Consider the following 23,912-nt stretch of genomic DNA (forward strand, 5'->3'; position numbering starts at 1 on the left):
CTCTGCGGGGAAGAGTGGGCAAGCTGCGTCCTCCCTTTCGGGATGCGCGGCCGGAGGGGTCAGCGGGTTCGTCTCCTCGATGCGCGTGATCTTGCGAAAGCCGGCTAAGAACCTGTCTTTCGTGACCTGCGTCTGTTCTGTTGAGGCGACGCTAGCATCGTCCTGTATAGCTGTCCACCTGTAGGACAGCATTGCCTTGGCCGAATTTTGAAGCTACCCATTGCCTGTTCGCGAGGCGCGGAACGGCCCAGGCCGGCGGAGAACATGCACCGATGGATTTCCCGAACCTGCACGCCCAGAGAGTGACGCTGGCGGACCAGATCGAGGCGCATATCCGCGACCTCATCGTTTCCGAGCGGCTCGGTTCGGGGGAGTTCCTGCCGTCCTCGATGGATCTCGCGGCCGAGTTCGGGGTCAGCCGGTCGATCGTCCGTGAGGCGATGAAGTCGCTTCAGGCCAAGGGCCTGATCGAGATCGCCAATGGCAAGCGCGCCCGCGTGCGCCCGATGACGAACAGCGTGCTGATCGACTTCTTCGACCGCTTCGCGCGGACGGAGCGCGAGGCGGTGATCGACCTGCTGGAGCTGCGCCGGGGCATCGAAGTGCAGGGCGCCATTCTGGCGGCGCGCCGGCGTTCGCCCGAGGATCTCGCCAGCATGTGGGCGAGCGTGCGCAGCATGGGCGACAATCTGGGCGCAGACCCGGACGCGTTCCTCGAGATGGACGTGCAGCTCCATCTCGCCATCGCGCGCGCCTCGAAGAACCAGATGATGTTTCATCTCGTCGCCTCCATCCGCGAGGTCATGCGCGACACGATGCGCGAGGGCCTGTTGCGGCATCCGAGCGAAGAGGACTGGAAGAAGAACTATGCCGACCATCGCAAGCTGGTGACCCTGATCGACGAACAGGACGAGCCGGGCGCGGGCGCGCTGATGGCGCTGCATTTCGACCTCGCCATCCACCGCATCATGACCCTGGATCCGGTCTCCCCTCGGGCAGCGCGTTCCGGGTCGCTCGCGGAGGATAACAAGATTTCCTGACCATCACGGGCAGGAGCCGCGGCAACCGCGATCCGGACGACGGGGCGCGGAGCGGGAGGGGCACGCCGCGCATCGACAGGCGGCCGGGTCAAACGGGCTCGGCTGACAAGAAGACCAGGGAGGAAGACCATGACGATCACCGCCGCGCCGCTCGCGGAGAGCCTCGAAAACGCCGTGCGCATGGATTCGCGTCCGAGCGATCTGCGGATCACCGACATCCGGGTCGCGACCATCGTCGGCCAAGGCTACTACCCGATCCTGAAGATCGACACCAACCAGGGCGTCTATGGCCTCGGCGAGGTTCGCGACGCCGCGCATCCGGACACGGCGCTGCGGCTCAAGCATCTTCTGGTCGGTCAGAACCCCTGCAACGTCGACTACCTGTTCAAGTCGATCAAGAGCTACGGCAATGACAGCCGCGAGGGCGGCGGCGTCTGCGGCATCGAGATCGCGCTGATGGACCTCGTCGGCAAGGTCTATGGAATTCCCTGCTACCAGCTGCTCGGCGGCAAGTATCGCGACAAGGTTCGCCTCTATGGCGACACGCCGGCGCCGCGCCAGATGACGCCGGAGGGCTATGTCGAGGTGGTGAAGCGGCGTCTCGCCATGGGGCTGACCTTCATCAAGTTCGACCTGCCGGGCGAGCTCTTCGAGGCGACCCCGGGCGCGCTGGTCGGCGCGGCGACGAAGTTCGAATATCCGCAGTACAAGCAGTGGTACGCGCCGGGCCGGGGAGCGGGCGCGCGGATCAGCGAGCGCGGCGTCGAGCTGGCGGCGGAGATCACGGCGGCGGTGCGCGAGGCGGTCGGCGATGAGGTTTCGCTCTGCACCGACCATTTCGGCGAGGGCTTCGTCACCGCCGACGAGGCGATCCGCATCGGCCGGGCGCTCGAGCCCTACAACCTCGCCTGGATCGAGGATCCGCTGCCCTGGACCGACATCGCCAACCACAAGAAGGTCGCCGATGCGCTGCTGACGCCGGTCGCGGCCGGCGAGGACCTCTATCTCTGGGAAGGGTTCCGCGAGGCGATCGAGACGCGCGCCTTCGACATCATCCATCCCGACATGCTCTCGTCAGGCGGCCTGATGGAGACGAAGCGGATCGCCGATCACGCCGAGCGCTTCGGCATCCCGACCGCGCTGCATGCCTGCTGCTCGCCGGTCGGCTTCATGGCGAACGTCCATCTCGGCGCGTCGATAGCCAGCCTCGTCGCTGTCGAGCATCATGGTCTCGACCTGCCGTTCTTCCGCCATCTCGTGACCGGCCTCGACGCCGATTACATGGCCGACGGCTATGTCACGGTTCCCGACGCGCCGGGTCTCGGCATCGACCTCAACGAAGAGGTGATCCGCGAGAACCTGCGCGAAGGGGCCGAATATTTCGGCGACACCAGCGAATGGAACCAGCTGCGCGTCGGTCCGGACTGGCTGGCGCACGACTGATCGGATCGCTCCGGGGCGCGTCGTGAAGGCGCGCCGCGCCCCTGGAAAGCCGCCGGGTCCCTGCTGAGCGACCCCTTTGATCCGCCCGCAAATGCGGCTCGCGGCACGAATTCGCATGATTGACCCGTTAACTTCTCGCTCCCGTTATAGGTGTTGAGCTTATTATGCTGGTGGCTGTCCTTGCGGCATCCTCCCGCGTGACGCGCTTGCGGCCTAACCAACAGATGGAGAAGAGAAGATGACTGCCCTGCGAATGAACAACAACGATCCCATTGCCCTGAACACCGTGGCTTCCGGTTCCGCGACGGCGGATGCCGTGCGGGCGATCCGCGACAATGGCTACGACAACATCCACCTCGATATCGACACGGTGAACGCCACCTGCTGGTGCTTCATGGAGCCGGTCGGCAAGCCCTCCTACACGCATGAGTTGATGGACGACATCAGCCGGATGCAGAAGTCGATCACCGGCGCCTTCGCCAACCTGCCGAACCAGGCCGCCGCGCCGTTCTCCTGGTTCGTCATGGCCTCGGCCGTGCCGGGCATCTACAATCTCGGCGGCGATCTCGGGCATTTCGCCCAGCGCATCCGCAGCCGCGACCTCGATGCGATGCGCCACTACGGCCATGTCGCCGTCGAGGCCATTCACCGCAACGTCGTCGCCTTCGACGCGCCGGTGGTGACGATGGCGCTGGTCCAGGGCGACGCGCTGGGCGGCGGCTTCGAGCATGCGCTGTCGTTCGACCTGATCGTGGCCGAGCGCAGCGCGAAGATGGGCCTGCCGGAAATCCTGTTCAACATGTTCCCCGGCATGGGCGCGTACAGCTTCCTGTCGCGGCGCATGAGCCGTGACAAGGCCGAGGCGCTGATCCTGTCGGGCCGCATCCACACGGCCGAGGAGCTCTACGACATGGGCGTTGTCGACGTCCTGGCGGAAGACGGGCAGGGCCAGTGGGCCGCGATGGACTACATCGCCAAGCACAACCGCAAGCACAACGCCCACCAGGCCATGTATCGGGCCCGTCGGCGCGTCAACCCGGTGACGCTCGAGGAACTCATCGATGTCGTCGACATCTGGGCCGAGGCGGCGCTGAACCTGACCGAAGCCGATCTGCGCAAGATGGACCGGCTCTGCTCGGCCCAGAACCGCCGGCTTGCCAGCCTGCAGACCGAGGCCCCGATCCTCGTGGCCGCCGAATGACACCGATTGGCGATGCGCTCGACCGGCGCATCGCCAACGCCCCGGCTGGCTGTCAGCCCAATCCCGCCTCGCGCGCCGAATAGGCGCGCATGGCCTTCTGCGTCCGCCGGAGCTCCGCCCTGGCCTGACGCGCGAACTCCGCCGAGGCGGCCCGCAACTCGTCCCCGCGCAGCTCGCGCCAGGGAGAACAGATGCGGCCGAGCGCCACGGCGCCGATATTGGCCGAGCTGCTCTGCAGCGCATGGTCATCGGTGCGGAACGCTTCCAGGTCGCCCTTGGCGGCGCTCTTGACCAGTCGTTCGAGCATGATCTCGGCGTCGGCCAGATAATCGTCCATCAGTTCGAGCACGAACTCCGTGCTGCCGAGCTTTTCCAGCCGCTCGACCGCCTTCTCGTCGAGGCTGGGCAGGATCTCGGTGCGAACGAGCGTCGGCCGGCTCCCCTTCGGGACAGGTGCGTCCGCCCCGCCGCGGGTGATCCGCTCGATGGCGGCGATGAGCGCGGAGGGCTCCACCGGCTTGATCAGGCAGTCGTCCATCCCCGCGTCGCGCCAGCGGCTGTCATTGAGCGCGGTCGCATCGGCCGTCAGGCCGACGATCGGAAGATGCCGTCCCCCGGTCTCCATCACGCGGTAGAGCTTGGTCGCCTCCAGCCCGTCCGTATCGGGCATGTTGAAGTCCATCAGCACGATGTCGAGCTGGTCCGCCTTGTCCTCCAGCAGGTCGAGCGCCTGGTCGCCGGTCTCCGCGATGAGCACGGCGTGTCCGGCCTCTTCCAGAATGCGGGAGAAGACGCGCTGGTTGATGCGGTTGTCGTCGGCGAGCAGCACGCGGCAGGGCCGGGCCTGCGGCACCGGGCGCGGGACCGCCGCCGTCGTCAGGGGAACGAGCATCGGCACCGGCGCCGCCAGCCGGCAGGCGATCGTCAGCGCGCGGCGCAGCTCCGTCGCCGTCGGGCGCTCCGACAGCAGGCTGACGCAGCGCTGCCGGATGGACAGGCCGGGCAGCGACGGGAAGGCCTGCGGCTGGATCAGCACGACCTTCGGCGTCGAGCCCCCCGTGCCGCCGGACGGCAGCGCCAGATTCTGGGTGTCCGGCTCGAAGAGCAGGCGGATGGCGCCGGCCGCCTCGGGCGGGAACATGCGCATCGGTCCGAGCCGCGGATCGGCGATCTTCGGCTTCACGCCGAGGGCTGCGAGCGTCTCCGTCAGCGCCGCGAGCGGCGCGATATCGCGGCAGACCACTACGACGCCGCGCTCGCGCCAGGGCTCCTCCATCAGCGCCTCGTCCGGCAGCGTCTGGACAAGGATGTTGAAGCGGAAGGTACTGCCTTCGCCGAGCGCGCTTTCGACCGAGATCGAACCGCCGAGCAGTTCCACCAGCCGCCGCGCGATGGCGAGGCCGAGGCCGGTGCCGCCGAAGCGGTTCATGATGCTGGCGTTGGCCTGCGTGAAGTCCTCGAAGATGCGTTCCTGGTCCTTCGGCGCGATGCCGATGCCGGTATCGCTGATCTCCATCATCAGGCGAAGGCTGCCGTCTTCCTCGGTCTGGCCGTCGACCGCGATCGTCACGCCGCCCTCGCGGGTGAACTTCACGGCGTTGCCGACGAGGTTGACCAGGATCTCATGCAGGTGCTGCCGACTGCCGTGCAAGAGCAGCGGCGTGCGGGGCGTGACGTGGATGGCGAAGCTCAGCCCGCGCTCGCGCACCTGGCTCTCGACGAGCCGGCGCGCGTCGAGAAGCAGCGCCGCGAGGTCGATCGCCTCGTTCGACACCGGCATCCGCCCGGCCTCGATGCGCGAGAGATCGAGCAGGCTGTTGATCAGCGATTGCAGCGAACGGGTCGCGACATCCACCGTCTCGACCATGTCGCGCTGTTCGGGGACGAGCGGCGTGTTGCGCAGCAACCCCGTCATGCCGACGATGGCGGTCAGCGGCGTGCGCAGCTCATGGCTGACGCTGGCGAGGAACAGGCTCTTCGCCTGGCTGGCCTCCTCGGCCGCCTGGGTCGCGAGCGAAAGCTTGCGGATCAGCGTGCCGGCATAGGCGGGCAGGATGACGAGCCCGCCCAGCAATCCCGCCGAGAGATACCAGCGCTCGTACCAGAACGGCGTCGTCATCACGACGATGCCGAACGAAATCGTCGCGACGGGAATGGCGATCGCGAGCGAGGTCAGGCCGAAGCGGAAGCCGTTGCCGAAGATGACCCAGAGATAGATCGGAAAGAACAGCGCCGCGACGCCGCCGCCGAGGTGCATCTGCCAGGAGAGGAAGCCGCAATCCATCAGCAGCGCGAAGAGGCGCCGGCCGCGCGAGATGCCGGGATAGAGCAGGATATGGCCGAGCACCCCGAGCGCCAGGGTGATGTAGAGCGCCATGACGTCGAGCGCCTGGCCGATCTCGTTGCCGCCCCGGTTCACGAGCAGCACGATGACGATGATGATCGCGAAGACGAGCCGGTTGTAGCTCATCTCGTGCTCGCTGTCGGGCCGGTCCCGCAGTCGTGCGGCCATCCAGCGGAACGGTGCGGCCAGCGTCTGGAGCACCCTAGCTGGCGCTCGCATGTTCGGTCTCCGTCGAACCCTGCACGGGGCCGGAAGTCCCTTCGCCGTATTGCGCGATCCAGTCGGCGAAGGCCTCCGCCGGCAGCGGCCGGCTGAAGAAGTAGCCCTGCACCTCGTCACAGCTTTCCGAACGCAGAAGCGAAAGCTGTGGTTCCGACTCGACGCCCTCGGCAAGCACCTGCAGATGCAGAATATGGCCGAGGTCGATGATGGTGCGCACGATGGCAAGCGCGCTCGGATCGTTGCCGAGGTCCTGCACGAAGGAGCGGTCGATCTTCAGCCGGTGCAGCGGGAAGCTGCGGAGATAGCTGAGCGAGGAATAGCCGGTGCCGAAATCGTCGACCGACAGCGTCACGCCGAGCGAGCGCAAGACATGCATCTGCTTGACGATCTGCTCGTCATTGCCGAGCAGGATGCCTTCGGTCAGCTCCAGCTCCAGCGATGTCGGCCGCATGCCGCTCGACCGCAGCGCGTCCTTGACCAAATTCTCCACGCCCTGCCGCTTGAACTGGATCGGCGACATGTTGACGGCGACGCGCAGGTCGCCGAGCCCGGCGCCTTCCCAGGCGGCGCCCTGGCGACAAGCCTCGTTCAGCACCCACTCGTTGATCGGCAGGATCAGGCCCGTCTCCTCGGCAAGCGCCAGGAACGAGCCGGGGGCCAGCAGGCCGCGCTGCGGATGCTGCCAGCGCAGCAGCGCCTCGGCGCCGACCACCTTCCGGCTGCGGAGATCGATCTGCGGCTGGTAGTGCAGCACCAGTTCACGCCGCGAAAGGGCGCCGCGCAGCTCGCTCTCGAGATGCGCCGTCTGGCTGGCGCGCGGGCGCATGTCGGCCGCGAAGAAGCGCCAGATGCCGCCGCCCAGCGACTTGGCCAGATACATCGCCTGGTCGGAATTCTTCAGCAGCTCGTCCGGGTCGGTTCCGTCCTGCGGCGCGAGCGTGACGCCGATGCTGGCGCCGATATTGAGCGCGAGCGGGCTGTCTTCCTCGCTGTTGAGCAGGTCGAGGATCGACTGGGCCATGCGGCTGGCGTCATCCGGCCCGTCGATGTCGGATTGCAGGATGGCGAATTCGTCGCCGCCGAGGCGGGCGACGGTATGGCGGTCGCCGACCAGCCCCTTCAGCGCATCGGCGACGCGCTGCAGCAGCTCGTCGCCGCGGTGGTGGCCATGCGCGTCGTTGACGGCCTTGAAGCGGTCGAGGTCGATGAAATGCAGAGCGAAATGCTGGTCGCCGCGTCGGCCGCGCGCCAGTTCGCGCCGGAGATGGTCGCGCAGCATCAGCCGGTTCGGCAGGCCCGTAAGGGAATCATGGTTGGCAATGTGGAGCAGGCGCCGCTCGGCATGGCGCTGCTCGGTGATGTCGATCGAGGTCGAAAGGACGCTGGCGATCGTTCCGGTGCCGTCATAGAGCGGCGCCTTGCTGGTCAGGTAGATGCGCGGCTCGCCATTCGGCGCCACCACCTCTTCCTGGCGGGCCGAGATCGGGCGGCCGGTCTTCAGCACGAGCTGGTCGAGCCGGCGGCTGATATGGGCGCGCTCCTCGCCGAGCAGCGTCTCGATCGGCTCTCCCACCAGATCCGCCGGCGTCTTGCCGAAGAAGGCGGCCTGATGCGCGTTGACGAAGACGCAGCGCCCGTCGCGGTCGGTGGCGTTGATCATGGCGGGCACGGTGTCGATCACCTGCGCCAGCGCCTCGCGGCTTTCCCGCAGCAATTGCTCCTTGGCGTTCAGGCTCATCTCCAGCAGGTCCGCCCGCTTGGCGATGACGAGCTGCTGCGTCCGGAGCTTCAGGAGGTTCTTGGCGCGGGCGAGGAACTCGACATGGTCGACCGGGCTCAGCAGGAAATCGGTCGCGCCCGCCTCCAGCGCCGTGACGCGGAACTGCTGGTCGCTATAGGCCGTGATGACGATGATCGGGACGTCCCAGTTACGGACGTCGGCCCGGATGGCCGCGGTCAGGTCCGCCCCCGTCATCGTCGGCATCTTGTAGTCGGTGATGATCAGGTCGACGGTGTTCTCGGCAAGCCATTCGAGGGCTTTGCGGGGATTGCCGAAAGTGCGGATATCGATGTCGGATTCAAGCTGTCGGGCCAGCTTCGAATAGATGCGCTGATTGGTCGAGCTGTCGTCGACAATGAGGATCTTGAGCATCAGCGCTGGTGCCATGGACACTCGGAAGGCCTCTTGCGGTGGCATGGGCACGGTGGACTGCGATAACCGTATAGCATTGGAAGCTGTTTGGAAGCGGCTGCAGAGTGTGGCTCAGCGCGATTTATGTGTGTAGCCCGGCTGTTACGCAAGAGGCAGCCCCGGATCGCCACGCTTCTGGAAGCGAACAACCGCGTGAAGCGCGAAAAGAGACATTTCCCCAGCCTCGACCCCGGATGCGCGCCGCTCCGGCGGGGTGGCGCCCGTTTTTCATGGCAATCGCCGGCTCCGCGAGGCGACGGGCATAATTTTCCCGTCGCGCCGTTCCGCGCATGATGCGGTTTCTGTAAGCGCTCCGACCGATCGGATATCGCTGGAAACAGGCTTCCCTTGGCGAGGTCTTGGCTCATCCGGGACCGCTCCATCGCGCCGGCGGCGGCCATGTCGCTCACGGCGGAAGCATCACCCTCTTCTGTCAGGCGAGGATCACGAGAGATGACGCAGATCGACGCGGCCTGGGGCGCGGGCCCGAGCGCTTCCTACGAGGCGCTGGCCGAGACCTTCCGGCCGGTGTTCCAGAAGATCGCGGCGGGAGCCGTCGAGCGCGAGGTTTCCCGTCGCCTGCCCTATGAGGAACTCGCGCTGCTGAAGGTCGCGCGCTTCGGCGCCCTGCGGGTCCCGCGCGAACAGGGCGGTTTCGGTGCGTCGCTTCCGGAGCTTTTCGCGCTGCTGATCGAGCTGTCGGCGGCGGATTCGAACGCGACGCAGGCGCTTCGCGCGCATTTCGGCTTTGCCGAGGAGATCGTCAGCACGCAGTCGCGCGCCTGGCAGACGAACTGGTTCGAGCGGCTCGCGGCCGGCGACACGGTCGGCAATGCCTGGACCGAGGTAGGCGACGCCAAGCAGCTGACATTCTCGACGCGGCTGGCCCGGGACGGCGAGCGCTGGAAACTGAACGGGACCAAATACTACACCACCGGTTCGCTGTTCGCGGAATGGATCGACGTCACCGCGACGGGCGAGGACGACGCGCCGATCGGCATCCTCGTGCGCACCGACGCGCCCGGCGTCGAGATCTTCGACGACTGGGACGGCTTCGGCCAGATCGGCACGGCGAGCGGCACGACCGTCTTCACCGACGTCGCGGTCGAGCCGGCGCAGCTGGTCGAGAATGACGGTCGCATCCAATACGGCCAGGCCTTCTTCCAGCTGGTGCATCTGGCGACGCTGGCCGGCATCGGCCGCGCGGCGGCGACCGAGCTCGCGACGTCCGTCGCCGCCCGCACGCGCCACTACAGCAATGGCGCCGGCCCGCGTTCGAGCGAGGATCCGCAGGTCCTGCAGGTGGTCGGCCGCGTCCGCGCCTCCGCCTATGCGGCCGGGGCGATCGTGCTGAAGGCGGCGGAGGCGCTGCAGCGCGCCTTCGAGCAGAGGCTTGCCGGCAACGCGGACGGCGAGGCGGCCGCCGCCGCGATCGCCGACATCGAGGTCGCACAGGCGCAGGTCATCGTGTCGAGCCTGGTTCTCGACGCGACTGCGTCCGTGTTCGATGCGCTGGGCGCTTCGGCGACGCGCAAGGGCGTGGCGCTCGACCGGTTCTGGCGCAATGCGCGCACGCTGTCGTCGCACAATCCGCGCATCTACAAGGACCGCATCATCGGTGACTTCGCCGTCAACGGCGCGCCGCATCCGGCCCAGTGGCGGATCGGCAAGGTCGCCTGATCCGGCAGGTCTCGCAGCCGCCGGTGCATGCCGGCGGCTGGTTCTTCCGTCAGGCCGGGCGGCGGCGCAGTCCGGCCAGGGCCAGCGCGCCGACCAGGATCAGGCCGGACAGGGCGGATTTCAGATTGAAGTCGAGCCCGAGCAGATTGAGCCCGTTGGCGACGACGCCGAGGAACAGCACGCCGATAAGCGTTCCCGGCACGTTCGGGCGCAGGCGCGGGTGGATCGAGGCGCCTATGAAGGTCGCGGCAATGGCGTCGAGCAGATAGGACTGGCCGGCGAGCGGCGTGAACTGGCGGAGCGTCGCCGCCAGGATGACGCCGCCGAGCGCTGAGCTCGCCGCCGCGATGATGAAGACAACAGCCACATGCCGTCCGACGCGAATGCCGGCGACCCGCGCCGCGCGGGGCTGCAGCCCGATCGCATGGACACGCTCACCGAAGATCGTCCGCTCCAGCAGCAGATAATAGGCGACCAGCACAAGGCCGGCGATGACGATCTCCGTCGGAATGCCGGCGACATCGCCCGTCGCCAGATCGCGGAACGCCGGCTCCATGCGGCGGAAGGCGATGGGGCCACCGCCATCGGTATAGATGCGCTGGATCGAGCTGCCGATGAAGAAGGTGCCGAGAGTCGCCAGAAACGGCTTGATGCCGAGCCCGACGATCAGGAGGGCGTTGAACGCGCCGACCAGCGCCGCACCCGCCAGCGCGGCGAGGATCGCGACATACCAGGGAGCGCCATAATCCTTGAGCGCGATCAGGGCGAACGCGGCGCCGAAATCGACGGCGACGCCGACGGAGAGGTCGATCCCGCCCGAGGCTATGATCAGCGTCATGGCAAGCGCCACGATCAGGAGGATGGCGCTGCTCTCGACGATGGTCAGAAGGTTGGACGGCGTCGGGAAGGCCGGCGCCTTCACCGCGAAGAAAACGACCAGGCCGACGAGGATGACAATCAGGCTGTGGCGGAGCACGGTCTCGGCGAGGCGGGCTTTCATCGACGCAGCCTTTCGTCCAGCGCCGCGGCGACCAGCACGAGCAGGATCAGGCAGCCCTTGATGCCGCTGACCCAGAAGATGTTGACCTGCAGCAGCGCGAACCCGGTCGAGAGCGCGGTGACGAGGACGGCGCCGAGCAGCGCGCCCCACACCGTGACCGTCCTGCGCCGCGAGAAGGCGCCGCCGAGAAAGGTCGCCAGCACCATTTCGAGCAGCAGCGGCTCCTCCGAGCCGGGCGAACTGCCCGATCCCCGCGCGAGAATGGCGATGGCGGCGATCGCCGCGGCGCCGGCGGCGAGCAGATAGGAGAGGGCGACCGGCCCCCGCGTCGGCAGGCCGGTCAGCGTCGCGACGGCGCGGCTGGCGCCGACCGCCTGCAGATGCGCGCCCCAGCGGGTGCGATGGACGAGGAAGGCGAGCGCGGCGAAGACGATCAGCGCCAGCGCCATCGAGGCCGGGATGCCGGCGACGCTGCCGTCGCGGATCCAGTCGATCCCGGCATTCGAGACGTTGATGCGGCGGTTCGACGTCACGAGCCGGGTGAGGCCGGAGACGGCGACCGAGGTGGCGAGCGTCGCGAGCAGCGGCGTCAGGCCGATGCCGACGACGAGCAGCGCATTGACGGCGCCGACCGCGAGAACGGCCGGCAGCGCCAAGGCCAGCGCCGCCCCGAGCCCGCTGCCGGCGACGGAGAGCTGGTAGCTGACGATGCCGGCGCCGAGCACGGCGGCGGCGGGCAGCGACAGGTCGATGCCGCCCGAGACGACATCGTCGCCACCGCCGATGACGACGACGGAAAGCCCGCAGGCGAGGATCGCCAGCGGCGCCGACTGGCGCAGGATGGCGGAGAGGTTCTGCGCGTCGAGGAAATTCGGCGCCCGGAGCGCGAGATAGGCAAGCAGGAGCGCCAGAACGATCAGCGCCGCATGCGAGACGATGCGGGGGATCCATACCCGCCCGCTGGGTTCGGCGAGCGCGAGGCTCATGGCAGGACCTCCGGGCCGGTTGCGCCGGTTGTGAGCGCGATCAGGCCGTCGACGCTGATGTCGCCGCGCCGGACGATCTCGACCAGTCGGCCCCGCACGAGAACGCCGATGCGGTCGCAGAGGCCGATCAGTTCGCCGGCGTCGCCGGACGAGACGAGGATCGTCGCGCCACCGTTGGCGAGGTCGCGCACCAGCCGGTAGATCTCGGCGCGGGCGCCGATGTCGACGCCGACGGTCGGCTCGTCGAGCAGGAAGATCTGCGCCTCCGCCGCCAGCCAGCGGCCGAGCACGACCTTCTGCTGGTTGCCACCGCTGAGCAGGCTCACTCGCGTGCCCACGGCGCGGGGGCGAATGTCCAGCAGTTCGGCAAGCCGGACGGCCCGTGCGTTGGCCCGGCTCTCGCGGCGAAATCCGGCCGAGGAGACTTCGCCGAGCGAGGCCAAGTTGATGTTGCCGGCGACGGCGAGATCGAGCACGAGCCCATCGCGGCGGCGATCGCGCGGGACGAGGACGAGGCCGGATTCAACGGCCCGCGCCGGATCGAGGCGGATCGGCGCGCCGGAGCGGGTGACCCGGCCGGCCGATGGCGGGCGAAGGCCATAGAGGACGTCGACCAGCTCGTCCCGACCTGAGCCGATCAGCCCGGCGATGCCGAAGATCTCGCCCTTCGCGAGGCGGAAGCTGACATCGGCGAAGCTGCGGCCGTCGCCCAGCCCCTCGACCGCGATCGCCTCGTCGGGCTCCGGACCTGCCGGGCGTGCCGATGCGGCTGGATAGAGGTCGTCGAGCTGGCGGCCGATCATTAGCGTGATGATCTCGTCCGTCCGTGACGGATCGGGCGCATCGAGCGTCGCGACATGGCGGCCATTGCGAAACACCGTGACGCGGTCGCAGATGTCGGCGATCTCGCCGAGATAATGCGACACATAGAGGATGGAGACGCCGCGCGCCTTCAGATTGCGGATGGCGGTGAAGAGGCGCCCGGTCTCGGCCGCGGCGAGCGGCGCCGTCGGTTCGTCGAACACGACGAGGCGGGCGCGGCCATCGATCAGCGCGGCGGCGATCTGCACCAGCTTGCGCTCGGCGATGCCGAGGTCGCGGATCAGCGCGTCGCCGTCGAGCGGGCAATCCAGCGTGTCGCGCAGGAAGCGCTCGGCCTCGCGGCGCATCCGCCGCTTGGCGAGGCCACCGAAACGGCCGGTTCGCTCCTGGCCAAGGAAGACGCTTTCGGCGACGGTGAAATGATCGACCAGGTTCAGTTCCTGATGGATGATGCGGACGCCGATCGCCTGCATGTCGGCGGCGGCCCCATCGGCGAACTTGTTGCGGTCCGCAAGAATGTCGCCGCCGTCGCGCGCGTAGACGCCGCCGAGGATCTTGATGATCGTCGACTTCCCCGCGCCATTCTCGCCGACCAGGCCGTGGATCTCGCCGGCGCGGATTTCGAGATCGGCGCCGTCGAGCGCCCGGATGCCCGGAAAAGTCTTGACGATCCCTGTCATGGCGAGCGTCAGGCCGGGCGGCGCGGCGCCGGAAGGCATGGTCATCGGCAGATCCGTCTCAAAAAGCCGAAGCCCCCGCGAAGGCGATCCATCGCGGGGGCTTCCATTGGGCGGTAGGCCCTATTCGATCGTGCCGTAGCCGAGCTGCTTGTAGACGCGCTTGGCGTCTTCCGGGCCGTCGACCGGGATGACCGGCACGAAGGTCTGCGACAGCAGCTTTTCGCCGGCAAAGTGGCGCGCGACGTTCTCGGCCGCCGTGGAGCCGATCAGGTACGGCCGCTGCGCGATGTTGGCGACGAAGGGGCTGTCCTTCTCGGCGATGATCTCGAGCGTCTCCGGTCCGGCATCGACAGCCGTCACGACGACGTCGCCGGCGCGGCCCGCTTCCTCGATCGCCTGGACGACGCCGATGGCCGGCTGATCCCAGCAGGCAACGTGGATCGCGTCGAGCGTGCCCTTCGGATGCTGTTCCAGCAGCGCCAGTGTCTGCTTGCGCGCGTCCTCGGGCGAGTTGGCGAAGACTTCGGCGAGCTCCGGCTTGAGGATCTCGATCTCCGGGAAATCCTCGAGCACGTATTTCCAGAGGTCGTAGCGGACGCCGCAGAACTGCAGCGAGCCGGAGAAGGCGTTGAACACCGCGACCTTGCCCTTGCCGCCGATGGCCTTGGCGAGAAGGATGCCGATCTGCGAGCCGGTATAGTAATTGTCGGACGCCGTATTGTTGACGGCCTCCGGCGAAAGGTGATCGACGGTAAAGACGGGGATGCCGGCTTCCTTCAGCGCCTTCAGCTTCGGGTCGACCGAAGCATCGCCAAGGATCGTCACGACCGCGTCGACCTTGCGGGTGATGAAGACGTCGTGGTTGTTGGCGTGCACCTGGTTGTCGCGTCCGCCATCGGTCGGCACCACGGTGCCGCCCAGCTTCTCGATCGTCTCGGTCGCGCCCTTGAAAGCCTCGCGATCCCAGAAATGCTGGGTTCCGACCACGGCAACGCCGATCGTCTTGCCGGCCAGGCTGAGATCCTGAGCGCTGGCGGCCCCCGCCGCCAGCGCCAGGAGGGAAATACCGCCAACCAGGCCGCCCGCGAGCTGCCTGACGAGCGCGGAAGCAAAATGGAATTTGGTCATAAGAATTCCTGAAAACGGATGGTGTCGCACTCAACACCGGCCCCCCGGGACCGGGAGGCTCGACAGGCCGCCCGGCCTTCGTAAAGTCTATCGAACAAGTCGGGTTTTGAAGGCAGGGCGTTCTATCTGCGCGTGCAGGAGGGGAAAATTCGTCGAGCGGTCGTCCGGTTCGGCGGTCCCGCCGGCGAATGCCGAGCGCCCAGCTGGCGCCGGCGAGGTCGGTCGATGGTTCGGCGCCTCTCAGAGCGCGCCGTTGCGCGGCGGCGCGACCTGGTTGAGCACCCAGTTGCCGACGACGTGGTACTTCCAGCGCACGGGATCGTGCAGCGTGTGGGTGCGGGCATTGCGCCAGTGACGGTCGAGGTTTTCCTCGATCAGCGTCGAGCGGGTGCCGGAAAGCTCGAACAGCGTGTTGGCGGCGGCGAGCGCTACCTCGGTGGTCAGCACCTTGGCGCCGGCGGCGGCGACCGTCGCGGCGATGACGTCCGGTTCGGCGAGCGAGGCGCGGGCGATGTCGACCCGCCGGCCGGCGTCGGCCAGCAGCGCGGTGGCGGCGTCGAGGCGGATCGCCAGATTGCCGATGATCGAGATCGTCAGCGGATCGTCCGAGGCGCGATCGACGCCGGCATCCATCCAGGGACGGGCCCGGTTGCGCACGAAATCAAGCGTTTCCGCGAAGGCGGCGCGGGCGATGCCGAGATCGATGCCGGCATGGATGATCTGCCCGAGCGAGCCGATCGTCGTCGGGCGCGCGAAGCCCTTGTGGTGCTCGACGACGCTGTCCTTCTCGACGCGGACGTTCTCGATGATCGTCGTGCCGCTGCCGGTCGTCCGCTGGCCGAACCCGCTCCAGTCGTCGACCAGCGTCAGCCCCTCGGCGTCATGCGGCAGGAAGGACATGGTCGTGCGGCCCTCCGGATCATTGGCGAAGACCACGACCCAGTCGGCGAACAGCACGCCGGTCGAATAGAACTTGCGTCCGTTGATGCGGTATCCGTCGCCGTCCGGCACGATCGTGGTGTTGTGCTGCGCCACCGTCTTGGTGCCGATTTCCGACAGCGCGTTGCCGAACTGGTCGCCGGCCAGCGCGCGTTCGAAGAAGAAGCGCTTCTGCTCCTCGGTGCCGTCGACCCGGAGCGCCTCCAGAATATAGAAATGGTTCTGCGGGATCTGGCCGATCGAGCCGTCCGCCTCGGCGAGGATCGCCGAGACTTCGCCCAGCGTCGCCGCCGAGACGTCGATGCCGCCATAGGCGCGCGGCACGGTGATGGCGAGCAGGCCGGAAGCGGCGAGCGTCTCGAGCTCGGCCCAGGGCAATTGCCGGTCGCGGTCGCGCTGCGACGCGCCACGCGCGAATTCGGCGGCGAGGGCGCGGGCGACGTCGAGCGCTTCCTGATCGCTTTCGATCCGTTTCGCGACGGGCGTGGATGAGCTCGCGGATGCGGGGGAGAGCGGCATGGCGGATCCTGACTGAGGGAGGACGGAGCGCCTGGCCGGGCCGGCGCGCACTTAGCCAAATCTCACCGGGTGAACCGTTTGCGTGAAGCCATCGAATTTCTATCTTCGACCCATATTTGATAATTGTTTCCTTTTGTTTATGTTTATTCGCCAATACGTTACTGTGCCTTTCCTTGATTGCGGAAATGTCAGGTAATTCCCTTTTCTATTGGAGATATACATGAGCGCGAGCGTTCCCGAGCGCATCAAGGTTCTCTGGTTCATTCCCACTCATGGCGACAGCCGCTATCTCGGCACGTCGGTCGGGGGCAGGGCGGTCGATCTCCCCTATCTCACCCAGATCGCCCAGGCGGCGGACGGGCTCGGCTATTACGGCGTGCTGCTGCCGACGGGGCGGGCCTGCGAGGACAGCTGGGTCATCGCCTCGGCGCTGGTTCCGTCGACGCGCCGTTTGCGCTTCCTCGTCGCGGTGCGGCCGGGCCTGCAGTCCCCGACGCTCGCGGCGCGCATGACCGCGACGCTTGACCGGATTTCCGGCGGCCGGCTGCTCATCAATGTCGTGACGGGCGGCGATCCGCAGGAGAACAAGGGCGACGGCGTCTTCCTGAGCCACGCCGAGCGCTATGCCGTGACGCGCGAGTTCCTCGATATCTACAAGGCGGTGCTGCGCGGCGAGACGGTCGAGCATCACGGCGAACATTTCCAGATCGAAGACGGGCGCCTGCTCTTCCCGCCGGTGCAGACGCCGTATCCGCCGCTCTATTTCGGCGGTTCCTCGCCGGAGGCGAACGATGTCGCCGCCGAGCAGATCGACAAGTACCTGACCTGGGGCGAGCCGCCGGCGCAGGTGGCCGAGAAGCTCGACACGGTGCGCCGTCTCGCCGACGCCAAGGGGCGCGACGTCAGCTTCGGCATCCGCCTGCACGTCATCGTCCGCGAAACCACCGAGAAGGCGTGGGCGGCGGCCGACGAGCTGATCAGCCGTCTCGACGACGATACGATCGCCGCGGCGCAGAAGGTGTTCGCGCGCATGGATTCGGAAGGGCAGGCCCGGATGAGCCGGCTGCATGGCGGCCGGCGCGACAAGCTGGAAGTGTCGCCCAATCTCTGGGCCGGCGTCGGCCTCGTGCGCGGCGGCGCCGGCACGGCGCTGGTCGGCGATCCCGACACCGTGGCGGAACGGATCGACGAATATCGGCGCCTCGGCATCGATACCTTCATCCTGTCGGGCTATCCGCATCTGGAGGAAGCCTATCGCTTCGGCGAGCTGGTCCTGCCCAATCTGCCGCTCGACCATCCTATCCCCTCGCGCAACAAGGCGGTCAACACCGGCCCGTTCGGGGAAACGATCGCCGGCGACCATCGCCCCTCGGGCAAATGAGCGCCTGTTCATGACCCGTCGCAGAAGACGGCCGTCGGTCGTTGTCGTCGGCGGTGGCTTCACCGGCGCTGCGGTGGCGTATCACCTCGCGGCTCGCCGCCTGCCCCGGCTCGGCCTGATCACGGTCGTCGAGCCGCGTCCGTTGCTGGGCGCGGGCCTCGCCTATTCCTCCGCCGAGGCGGCGCACCGGATCAACGTGCCGGCGGCGCGGATGAGCCTGATCTCCGAGCAGCCCAGCCACTTCACGGAATGGCTGCAGCGGACCGGCGCGGCCGACCGCGATGCCGAGACGCCGGAAGGGCATGTCTTCGCGCAGCGCCGCCTGTTTGGTCTCTATGTCGACGCGACGCTGCTGCCGCTGCTCGGCGAGGGGCTGATCCATCACAGCCAGACCCGCGCGGTCGCCGTCGAGCGGCAGAAGGATCGCTTCCGGGTCGGCCTGGAGGATGGCAAGGCGCTCGAGGCCGATTTCGTCGTCCTGGCCGCGACGCATCCCGCGCCGTCCGTGCCGGCGGTGCTCGAGCCTTTGGCCGATCGCCAGGGCTTTGTCGCCAACGCCTACGCCCCGGATGCGATCGAGGGCATCGGCCCGCGGGACCGCGTCCTGATCGTCGGCAATGGCCTCACTTCGGCGGATATCATCGCGGCGCTCGACGCGCGCGGGCACACCGGGCCGATCACGGCGCTCTCGCGCCACGGCCTGCGCTCGAAGGGGCACGCCGCTTCCGCCTGGGAGCCGCGCGGCGATTTCACCACGGCCCCGGCCTCCACTGTCCGGCAACTACTCGGGAATATCCGGGCCGAGCTCGATGCGGGCCAGGCCGCCGGCGAGAGCTGGCATTCGGTCTTCGACGCGCTGCGCGATCAGGGCGGCGCGATCTGGGCCGCGCTGCCGCCGGAGGAGCGTCGTCGCCTGGTTCGTCATCTCCGGGTGATCTGGGACATTCACCGCTTCCGCATCGCGCCGCAGGTCGAGGCCGTGCTGCAAAGGCGGATCGCCGAGGGCAGGCTGCAGATCCGCGCGGGATCGCTGGTGTCGGCCAACAGCGAGGCGTCGTCCTTCGTCGTCGGCATCCGTCCGCGCTCGAAGGACACGGTCGTGCAGGAGCGCTTCGACGCGGTCGTTGTCGCGACGGGACCGGCCCATTCGGCAGTCGTCGACGACAATCCGGCCCTCGCTTCCCTCAAGGCGGATGGGCTGGTCACGCTCGACGCGCTGGGCCTGGGGCTCTCGGTCGACACCGGCGCCGTCGCCCTCGATGCTTCAGGCCATCCGGTCTCCGGCCTCTATGTTGCCGGGCCGCTCGCGCGGGGAACCTTCGGCGAGCTGATGGGATTGCTGGAGGTGACCCGTCATGCCGAGCTGGTCGCCGACCGCATCGCTTCCCAGATCGCCGATTGAGACAGCGGCGATCCGGGCTTTTGTCGACTTCTAGAGCGTCACGAGACGATCTGCGTCAGCGGATCGTCGGCGCCGTCTGGTTGGACAATTGGCGATAGCCGCCGTGCCAGTAGAGCAGGGGCTGGGCTTCCGCCCGCGTGGTGATGGCGCGGACCGAGCCGATCAGGATCGAATGCGAATGGCGCTCGATCGCCTCTTCCAGCTCGCAATCGAGCACGGTCAGCGCATCGACGAGGCCGAGGCTGCCGGTGACGAGCTTCTGCCAGGAAGCGCCCTCGTAGCGGTCGGGTCCCTTGACGCCGCCCCGGCCGGCGAAATTGTCCGCTACATGCTGCTGCTCGTCCGTCAGCACGTTCACGCAGAAGCTCTGGTAGCGCTGGATGGCGGGCCAGGAGGAGGAGCCGCGGTTCAGCGACACGATGATCGTGGGCTGATCGGCCGACAGCGAGGAAACCGATGTCGCGGTGAAGCCGGTCAGGTCCTGTCCCTGGCCGACGGTGATCACGCTCACCGCGCCGGCCAGAAATCGCATGGAGTTCTTGAATGCCGCGCTTTCGACGGGAAGCGGAAAGGCGTCGGTGCCTGCCGGGTGGGGATAGGCTGCGGCAAGGGACATGGTTTTCTCCATGGGGACGTTAGATCGAGGATGGGAAAATGAGGGCGTCCGCCCGCGCCGGTTCAAAGACGGGGCCGGGGAGGCGGTCGGCAATCTGCCTCTCCGCGCGCGGACGGGTCGGCGGCGAAAGGCGGGCATGCGGCGGGTGCCGCCGATGGCTCTGGCGGTTCACGTGTTTCATGCCGTCATTGCAGCACGAGCGAAGGCTGGAAAACGAGGCCGCGCGTATCCGGATTGGGCCGTCGCGAGGACTTTCCTTGCTCGAAGCCGGGCCGGGAACAGAAGAAAAAACCGAATAGCGATTTTCTCTATTTTGTTTGTCGTGTTGTGGTTGTTCCGTTTCCGTCGCGCGCGTTAGCGATGTGCAAGAAGAAAGCGGAGGGACGTCTCGGCCTCGACAGCGGCAAATCCGCGAAACGCTTTTTTATCCATCTCCGCTTCCTGCGAACCTACGCCCTAAGCGGAGGCGGAATGGCGGAAATCATTATTTTTTGAGCGCGATTTGGGGTCGGGTCGGTCGAAATAACGGCGGCACTTCTGATATAACGGATGATGTCAGCCCGTTTTGGAGGCAACCGACGTGCAAAGTCAGACGGCCCAGATCATTGACCTCGCATCCTACCGGAAGGCAAGATTGCCGGAGCCGAAGGCTCCGCAGATGCCCTACGCGATGGCATCGATGCCGGTCGCCTGGATGCCGGTCTGGGTTCTGGTGCCCGTGCCGATGATGTCTCCCGTGGCAACCGCCTGAACGGGGAGTGAGGATGGCCCAGTGGGCGCCCGCCATGATCGATGATGCCGCCGACGAAGTGGTCGCCGATACTTCCGGCGAGCTCGCGGCCCTGGTCGGTCGCAATCTGCGCCGTCTCCGCACCCGGCGTGGTCATTCGCTGGAGCGTCTGGCCAAGCTGTCGGGCGTCAGCCGCGCCATGCTCTCGCAGATCGAGACCGGCAAGAGCGCGCCGACCATCAACCTGCTCTGGAAGGTGGCGACCGCGCTCGGCGTGCCGTTCGCGACGCTGATGAACGGCCAGGAGACGCGCGGCACGACGTTCCTGCCGCGCGACAAGGCCAAGATCCTCGCCTCCAGCGACGGCCGCTTCTCGTCGCGGGCGCTCTTCCCCTTCAGCGGCGAGCGCAAGGTCGAGTTCTACGAGCTGCGGCTCGCGCCGAACCATCGCGAGGATGCGGATCCGCACGCGCCGGGGACACTGGAGAACCTCGTCGTCGCGCAGGGGACCATCGAGATCATCGCCGGCCGGGATGCGCCGCAGGTGCTGGGCGAGGGGGACGCGATCGCCTTCGAGGCCGACGTGCCGCACAGCTATCGCAATCTACGCGCGTCGGAAGCGGTGATCTATCTCGTCATGACCTATGTCGAGACGATCTCGGGCTAGGTCGCTGCGGCCATAAAAAAAAGGGCCGCCCGACGGGCAGCCCTCCAAGGTGCCGTGAAGCAGGCCGTCAGGCCTTCATTTCCATCATGCACATCATCATCGGCATGCCGCCCATGCTCATCATCATGGGCATGCCGACGCCCATCATGCTCATCATGCGGTTGCAGCAGTCCATGAACATTTCCTTGGACATGCCTTCCATCGGCATCATCTCGCAGGTCATGCCCTTGTCGGTCATGGTGCAGGTCATCTTCGCCATCATCATGGGCATCGGCATCATGCCGCCCATGGGCATCATGTTACCCATCGGCATCATGTTGCCCATCATCGGCATCATGCCGTTCATCATGCCCATTCCGGGCATCATGTTCTGCATGGGCATCGGCATCATGGCGGGCATCGGCATCATCTGCATGGCATTGCTCATCTCAAAGTCTCCAGGATCTCTTTGGCGGCCGCTGCCGTCCATGTCTGGGCATCTAGACCTGCCCCTTCCGTCGGGCAATGGACCATTTTCGCGGCGCTGACGTTTCCTCCTAGCGAGCGGACAGGGTGTCGCAGGAGCGAACGGCGGCGATGAAGATTTCGATCTTTCGTCTGCTATAGCGGAATCGATAATTCGCGGCAGCGAGATTTTGGCGCGTGGGATGGCGTTGTTCGAACATCTTGGCGCGGGGCGGTCGCAAGCAGCAAATTTCTGCCATCGGCGATTCCGTCAGGCTGAAGCCTTGCCAACGCGATGCCTTCCTCTACGGAGCCGGCTTCGCAACGTGCGCGGGTGGCGGATGGTCGGGCAACAATCGAAGGGATGGTTGTGCCGGTAAAGGAAGTCGGTGAACCTTCACATTCACAAGCACTTGTCCTATCGTGGCTTAAAATCAACCCCGCTTAGAATTCGCATTCTAAAAGTACGGATCTAGAGAGTATTCCTATGCCCATTTCTTCGTTTGATTGGAATTCTTCTGCCGCATCGCCTGAAATCGTCGAGCTGGCGAAGGCGGAGCAGGAGCGGGCGGGGCGCATCACCAACATGAAGGGCGTGCTGCTGCATTCGGCCCCGGCGTTCCATTTGTTCGGCGCCGTCCTGCCCCTGAAGCAGAGCCTGCAGAAGCGTCTCGGCGCGCGCGCCGTCGACATCTTCTCGCTGGCGATCTCCGAGGATGCGCAGTGCCTGCTGTGCTCGCTCTATTTCCGCCGCGCGCTCAAGGCGCATGGCGTCGATCCCGACAGCTACGAGCCGACCGAGGATGAGGCTGCGCTGATCGAGATCGGCCATCGCATCGCCGCCGAGCCGACTTCGCACCATGCCGCGCCGCCCGAGGGCCTGAAGGGGCTCGAAGCCCGGCATGGCGCGGAAATCGTGGTCGCCGTCGTCGCCTATGGCTCGGCGATGCTCGCGACCAACCGGCTGAACACGACGCTCGGCATTCCGATCGACGAGGATCTTCTGACGGCCGCCGATGTCGCCGGCCTTGCCTCCAAGGCAAGCGCCGCCTGAACCATTGGGATGGGCTGAGGTTTGCGAGGCCGGAGAGCGGGCGCTCTCCGGCCTCGCCTTTTTCTAGCCCTGCGGCAGGTTCCAGACGCCCGGCAGCGCCAGGGTGTTGCGGTCGAAGCGGAAGGCGGAAATGTCCGCCGGCGTCTCGCCATCGGTCAGGAGCTCGGCGAGCGTCCGGCCGATCACGGAGGCGAACTTGAAAGCGTGGGTGGCGCCGACCACGCAGACGGCGTTCGGATGGCCGGGAAGCCGGTCGAGCACGAAATCGCCGTCCGGCGTATGCGTCAGCAGGCAGGTCTTGGTGTAGAGGAGCGGCCCGGCCGCCCTCGGGATGTGATCGGCCAGGAAGCGCAGCACATCCCTCTCGTTCTTCTCATCCGGTTCGAAGCCGCGGGTGTCCGGGTGGGTCGGATGGAAGCGATCCTTGGCGATCTTGACGCCCGCGGCGCCATAGACGGGGAAGCCGTAATAGTTGTCGTGGATCATCCAGATCCAGACCGGAAAGCGCTCCGGCGCGAATTCCTCCAGATGCGGGCTCGCGACATAGCTGACCTGCTCATGCGTCACCTGGAGCGGCAGTTCGAGCCCGAAATGCGCCAGCAGCCGGTTCGTCCACGGTCCGGCGGCGATCACCAGCTTCTCCGCCTGGAAACGACGTCCGCCGGCCGCGATCTCGTAGCCGCCATTCACCTGCCGGATCTCGTCGATTGGCATGTTGTCGACGAGCGTCGCGCCGTTGCGGCGGGCGAGGCGGCGATGCGCCTCGTTCGCCTTGATGGCGGCGACCAGACCGCCATCCGGCTGGTAGACGGCGTGGACCGTGTCGTCGAACTGGAACTGCGGAAAGCGGCGGCGGAGCTCCGCCGGATCGAGACTGTCATACGCGACGCCGCAGGCCGCCATGCTGTCGTTGTAGGCGCTCTCGTCGAGCGTCGTCTTCTCCGGCCAGAAATTCAGTTCCCCCGTCTTCAGGACCAACTGCTCGCCGCTATCCGCCTCGACCGCTTCCCAGGCCGCGTAGGCCTGCTGGGCGAAACGCACATAGGGGACCGTGTGGTAGGTCTTGCGGATGATCCGCGAGTGGTCGTGCGATTCACCACGCCCATGCCCGAGCTCGAACTGCTCGAGGCCCAGCACGTCGCCTCCCGCCTGGCGCGACAGCCAGTAGCAGGCGGCGCTGCCGAGCCCGCCCAGTCCCAGGACCGCGTAGGTGAAGCTGTCTTTCATGATGGGTTCCCAAGGCTGGAAGCGACGGCATTTTGCAATGCGCGAAAGTTCCAAATATTACAACAGAGATCCGGAATACGATACAAATTGCCTTTCTTTCTGCCGCTGCGCGGGTAAATTATGCTGGGCAAGACGTGCTTGATTTTGATCCGCTCCGTGGGCCGCGACGGGATCTCGCGTCGCCCGCGGTGACCAT

Annotated in this window: 19 protein-coding genes; 9 read left to right on the plus strand and 10 right to left on the minus strand. The window is 66.9% G+C overall.

What is annotated here, in order from left to right; genetic code table 11:
- The first annotated feature begins 272 nt into the window (after nt 1-272).
- From K32_RS03735 to K32_RS03745, 3 genes are all read left to right on the plus strand, one after another.
- A complete protein-coding gene (locus tag K32_RS03735; protein ID WP_201402735.1) occupies nt 273-1,040 on the plus strand; it encodes a FadR/GntR family transcriptional regulator in 768 nt (255 codons plus the stop codon).
- A gap of 129 nt (nt 1,041-1,169) precedes the next feature.
- Nucleotides 1,170-2,483 carry a mandelate racemase/muconate lactonizing enzyme family protein gene (locus K32_RS03740; RefSeq protein ID WP_244669832.1) on the plus strand — a complete coding sequence of 438 codons (1,314 nt, stop codon included), beginning with the start codon at nt 1,170-1,172 and terminating at the stop codon, nt 2,481-2,483.
- A 238-nt stretch (nt 2,484-2,721) separates the two neighbouring features.
- Nucleotides 2,722-3,684: a crotonase/enoyl-CoA hydratase family protein gene (locus K32_RS03745; protein ID WP_244669833.1), complete on the plus strand. Its 963-nt coding sequence runs from the start codon at nt 2,722-2,724 to the stop codon at nt 3,682-3,684.
- 52 nt (nt 3,685-3,736) lie between these two features.
- Here K32_RS03745 and K32_RS03750 read toward each other — a convergent pair whose 3' ends face one another.
- A complete protein-coding gene (locus K32_RS03750) occupies nt 3,737-6,247 on the minus strand; it encodes a sensor histidine kinase (protein WP_201402736.1) in 2,511 nt (836 codons plus the stop codon).
- Nucleotides 6,231-8,417 carry a bifunctional diguanylate cyclase/phosphodiesterase gene (locus K32_RS03755; protein WP_244669958.1) on the minus strand — a complete coding sequence of 729 codons (2,187 nt, stop codon included), beginning with the start codon at nt 8,415-8,417 and terminating at the stop codon, nt 6,231-6,233. Before K32_RS03755 ends, K32_RS03750 begins: the two co-directional genes overlap by 17 nt.
- 477 nt (nt 8,418-8,894) lie before the next feature.
- On the opposite strand from K32_RS03755, the gene K32_RS03760 reads away from it, so the two are divergent.
- Complete coding sequence (locus K32_RS03760) at nt 8,895-10,121, plus strand: acyl-CoA dehydrogenase family protein (protein WP_201402737.1); 1,227 nt, start codon at nt 8,895-8,897, stop codon at nt 10,119-10,121.
- A 49-nt stretch (nt 10,122-10,170) separates the two neighbouring features.
- Here the strand turns inward: K32_RS03760 and K32_RS03765 are convergent, their stop codons facing one another.
- The 5 genes from K32_RS03765 to K32_RS03785 all read right to left on the minus strand — a co-directional run bounded on the left by K32_RS03765 (nt 10,171) and on the right by K32_RS03785 (nt 16,195).
- On the minus strand, nt 10,171-11,121 hold the full coding sequence (locus K32_RS03765) for an ABC transporter permease (RefSeq protein ID WP_201402738.1): 951 nt from the start codon (nt 11,119-11,121) through the stop codon (nt 10,171-10,173).
- Entirely contained in the window at nt 11,118-12,107 is a 990-nt protein-coding gene (locus K32_RS03770) for an ABC transporter permease (protein ID WP_201402739.1), read from the minus strand. Before K32_RS03770 ends, K32_RS03765 begins: the two co-directional genes overlap by 4 nt.
- The gene (locus K32_RS03775) at nt 12,104-13,654 is read right to left on the minus strand and encodes a sugar ABC transporter ATP-binding protein (RefSeq protein WP_201402740.1); all 1,551 of its coding nucleotides are present in this window, start codon (nt 13,652-13,654) and stop codon (nt 12,104-12,106) included. The genes K32_RS03770 and K32_RS03775 overlap by 4 nt, the downstream gene beginning before the upstream one ends.
- Before the next feature lie 75 nt (nt 13,655-13,729).
- Nucleotides 13,730-14,737: a sugar ABC transporter substrate-binding protein gene (locus K32_RS03780; protein ID WP_201402741.1), complete on the minus strand. Its 1,008-nt coding sequence runs from the start codon at nt 14,735-14,737 to the stop codon at nt 13,730-13,732.
- Nucleotides 14,738-14,977: 240 nt separating this feature from the next.
- Entirely contained in the window at nt 14,978-16,195 is a 1,218-nt protein-coding gene (locus K32_RS03785; RefSeq protein ID WP_201402742.1) for an SfnB family sulfur acquisition oxidoreductase, read from the minus strand.
- Between the two features lie 220 nt (nt 16,196-16,415).
- Between K32_RS03785 and ssuD the strand changes: the two genes are divergently transcribed.
- Together ssuD and K32_RS03795 are read left to right on the plus strand one after the other, a co-directional pair.
- Complete coding sequence (gene ssuD, locus K32_RS03790) at nt 16,416-17,576, plus strand: FMNH2-dependent alkanesulfonate monooxygenase (protein ID WP_201402743.1); 1,161 nt, start codon at nt 16,416-16,418, stop codon at nt 17,574-17,576.
- Nucleotides 17,577-17,586: 10 nt separating this feature from the next.
- Nucleotides 17,587-18,978: an FAD/NAD(P)-binding protein gene (locus K32_RS03795; RefSeq protein WP_201402744.1), complete on the plus strand. Its 1,392-nt coding sequence runs from the start codon at nt 17,587-17,589 to the stop codon at nt 18,976-18,978.
- Nucleotides 18,979-19,033: 55 nt separating this feature from the next.
- On the opposite strand, the gene K32_RS03800 is transcribed toward K32_RS03795, so the two are convergent.
- Nucleotides 19,034-19,594 carry a flavin reductase family protein gene (locus K32_RS03800; protein WP_201402745.1) on the minus strand — a complete coding sequence of 187 codons (561 nt, stop codon included), beginning with the start codon at nt 19,592-19,594 and terminating at the stop codon, nt 19,034-19,036.
- 234 nt (nt 19,595-19,828) lie between these two features.
- Here K32_RS03800 and K32_RS24905 point away from each other — a divergent pair, with 234 nt between their 5' ends.
- Nucleotides 19,829-20,089: a hypothetical protein gene (locus K32_RS24905; RefSeq protein WP_210342765.1), complete on the plus strand. Its 261-nt coding sequence runs from the start codon at nt 19,829-19,831 to the stop codon at nt 20,087-20,089.
- A gap of 290 nt (nt 20,090-20,379) precedes the next feature.
- A complete protein-coding gene (locus K32_RS03810; RefSeq protein WP_201402747.1) occupies nt 20,380-20,991 on the plus strand; it encodes a helix-turn-helix domain-containing protein in 612 nt (203 codons plus the stop codon).
- 67 nt (nt 20,992-21,058) lie between these two features.
- Here the strand turns inward: K32_RS03810 and K32_RS03815 are convergent, their stop codons facing one another.
- Nucleotides 21,059-21,418: a hypothetical protein gene (locus tag K32_RS03815; protein ID WP_201402748.1), complete on the minus strand. Its 360-nt coding sequence runs from the start codon at nt 21,416-21,418 to the stop codon at nt 21,059-21,061.
- A 504-nt stretch (nt 21,419-21,922) separates the two neighbouring features.
- Here K32_RS03815 and K32_RS03820 point away from each other — a divergent pair.
- Entirely contained in the window at nt 21,923-22,489 is a 567-nt protein-coding gene (locus tag K32_RS03820; RefSeq protein WP_201402749.1) for a hypothetical protein, read from the plus strand.
- 63 nt (nt 22,490-22,552) lie between these two features.
- On the opposite strand, the gene solA is transcribed toward K32_RS03820, so the two are convergent.
- Complete coding sequence (gene solA, locus K32_RS03825; protein ID WP_201402750.1) at nt 22,553-23,716, minus strand: N-methyl-L-tryptophan oxidase; 1,164 nt, start codon at nt 23,714-23,716, stop codon at nt 22,553-22,555.
- Nucleotides 23,717-23,912: the final 196 nt, after the last annotated feature.

This window comes from Kaistia sp. 32K (assembly GCF_016629525.1).
Taxonomy (GTDB): domain Bacteria; phylum Pseudomonadota; class Alphaproteobacteria; order Rhizobiales; family Kaistiaceae; genus Kaistia.